The sequence below is a fragment of the Pseudonocardia pini genome, assembly GCF_013870575.1.
Lineage (GTDB): Bacteria > Actinomycetota > Actinomycetes > Mycobacteriales > Pseudonocardiaceae > Pseudonocardia > Pseudonocardia pini.
On record NZ_JACBXB010000943.1, the window covers coordinates 1 to 1868 of the forward strand.

Here is a 1868-nt window from a genome sequence, read left to right on the forward strand (position 1 = left end):
TGCGCCTGAGCCCCGGCCCGCTCCCGGCCGACGACCTCCGGCTCGGCCAGGCGCTGGCGGACGTCGCCACCATCGGCATCCTCGCCGAGCGGGCCGTCCGCCGCGGCGAGGTCGTGGCGGAGCAGCTGCAGACCGCGCTGAACAACCGGGTCGTGATCGAGCAGGCCAAGGGCGTGATCGCCCAGCACGGCGGCCTCCCGATGGACCAGGCCTTCGAACGGCTGCGGCGCTTCTCGCGCAGCAACAACCTGCGGCTCGTCGAGGTCGCCCGGGACGTGGTGACCGGCCGGATCGACCCGGTGGCGCTGGCCGGACCCCAAGGGGCCGCGGGGCGCCGCTGACGGGAGGGCCGTTCCCATTCGTCCAAGACCGGGCGCCGCCGCCGGCCCTAGGTTCGAGGCATGAGCACAGGACCGGGAGCCAGACCCCCACTCCACCTCGCGCCCGGCGAGGGGCGGCGGTACGAGATGGGGCGGATCCAGGCGGTGTTCAAGGCCGACGGCGCCGAGACGGCCGAGGGCTACTCGATCTCCGAGTGGTGGCTCGAGCCCCACACCACGGGACCGGGCGCCCACTCCCACCCCGAGGACGACGTGTTCTACGTCCTCGCGGGCACGATGAACTTCCTCGTCGGCGACCGGTGGGTCGACGCCCCCGCGGGCTCCCTCGTGCTGGCCCCCGGCGGCACCACCCACGACTTCGAGAACCGGGGCGACGAGCGTGCGGGGGCGCTGAACCTGTCCGTCCCCGGCGCCTTCGAGCCGCACATGCCCGGCATCCGGGACTGGTTCCTCGCGAACCCGCCCGGCCGGGCGTGAACCCGACCTCGGGTCAGGGGAGGACCGCGACCCCGTCGACGGCGAAGCGCCAGCCGTGGCCGATCGGTGTCTGGATCGTGGACCGCGCCGGGCGGGGCTCCGGCATCAGCTCGCGGTAGATCACGTTGTAGGCGTCGAAGTCGGCGATGTCGGCCAGGTAGATCGTGAGCTTCGCGATCGCGCTGCGGTCGGCACCCGCGCGGTCGAGTGTGTCGAAGAGGCGTCCGAACGCCTGGCGGACCTGCTCGTCGAACGGCGCCTCGCGGCCGTTGCCGAGCCCGTCGCCGCCCACGTGCAGCGAGAGGAACAGCAGGTCGCCCACCTTCGCCCCCAGGGCGTAGCCGGGGTTCGGGCCTGCGTAGAGCGTGGGTGTGGGAGTCGTCATGGGGAGGACCTCTCTGAGTCGGGGACGGGTGGGGTCGGGGACGCGACGGGGGCCCCGGCCCGTCGGCGGAACGCGAGCACGACGGCGCCGAGCCCGGCGGCCAGGAGGATCCAGCACCCGCCCGTGACCATGGCCCAGCGGGGCCCGGCGGTGTCGGAGATCCACCCGATGACCGGCGCCGTCAGCGGCGCGCCCAGGCTGCAGGCGGCCAGGTACATCGCCATCACCCGGCCCTGCATCCGCGGCGGGGTGACCAGCTGCAGGCGGGCGTTCGACGACGTGGCGAACGTGATCGTGACCAGCCCGGTGGCGAAGAGCGCCGCGGCGAACCCGTAGACCACCGGGACCACCGCGCCGACCAGCCACAACGTCCCGACGGCGGTGGCCGCGCCGAGGACCAGCGAGCGCGGGACCGTCCGACGTCGCGCGCTGAGCAGGGCGCCGCAGATCGAGCCCGCCGCCATCGCCGTGGCCAGCAGGCCGAGGCCGTCGGCGGACAGGCCGTAGGCGCCCGTCGCCATGAGCGTCAGGACCACCTGGAAGTTCAGGGTGAAGGCGAACACCAGGACCGCCACCCCGACGAGCACGAGGCTGTCCGGGTGGGCGCGGACCGAGTCGACGGCGGCCCGCAGGCCTCCGGTGTCCACGGTGTCGACGGTGTCGAC

At 74.1% G+C, this 1868-nt stretch carries 4 protein-coding genes; 2 read left to right on the forward strand and 2 right to left on the reverse strand.

The window, feature by feature from the left end; all coding sequences use genetic code 11:
- Positions 1–341 (forward strand): ANTAR domain-containing protein (locus tag H5J29_RS31110; protein WP_181784509.1); only part of this gene is annotated, 341 nt, incomplete at its 5' end.
- Between the two features lie 60 nt (positions 342–401).
- Positions 402–818: a cupin domain-containing protein gene (locus tag H5J29_RS31115; protein ID WP_220188164.1), complete on the forward strand. Its 417-nt coding sequence runs from the start codon at positions 402–404 to the stop codon at positions 816–818.
- 13 nt (positions 819–831) lie between these two features.
- On the opposite strand, the gene H5J29_RS31120 is transcribed toward H5J29_RS31115, so the two are convergent.
- Entirely contained in the window at positions 832–1203 is a 372-nt protein-coding gene (locus tag H5J29_RS31120) for a RidA family protein (protein WP_181784510.1), read from the reverse strand.
- The coding region (locus tag H5J29_RS31125) for an MFS transporter (protein ID WP_220188165.1) at positions 1200–1868 on the reverse strand (669 nt) is incomplete at its 5' end. The genes H5J29_RS31125 and H5J29_RS31120, both read right to left, overlap by 4 nt.

What these genes read in the sequence shown, in the direction of transcription:
- H5J29_RS31115 (WP_220188164.1), top strand. Translation starts at nt 402, where the DNA reads ATGAGCACAGGACCGGGAGCCAGACCCCCACTCCACCTCGCGCCCGGC.
- H5J29_RS31120 (WP_181784510.1), bottom strand. Translation starts at nt 1,203, where the DNA reads ATGACGACTCCCACACCCACGCTCTACGCAGGCCCGAACCCCGGCTAC.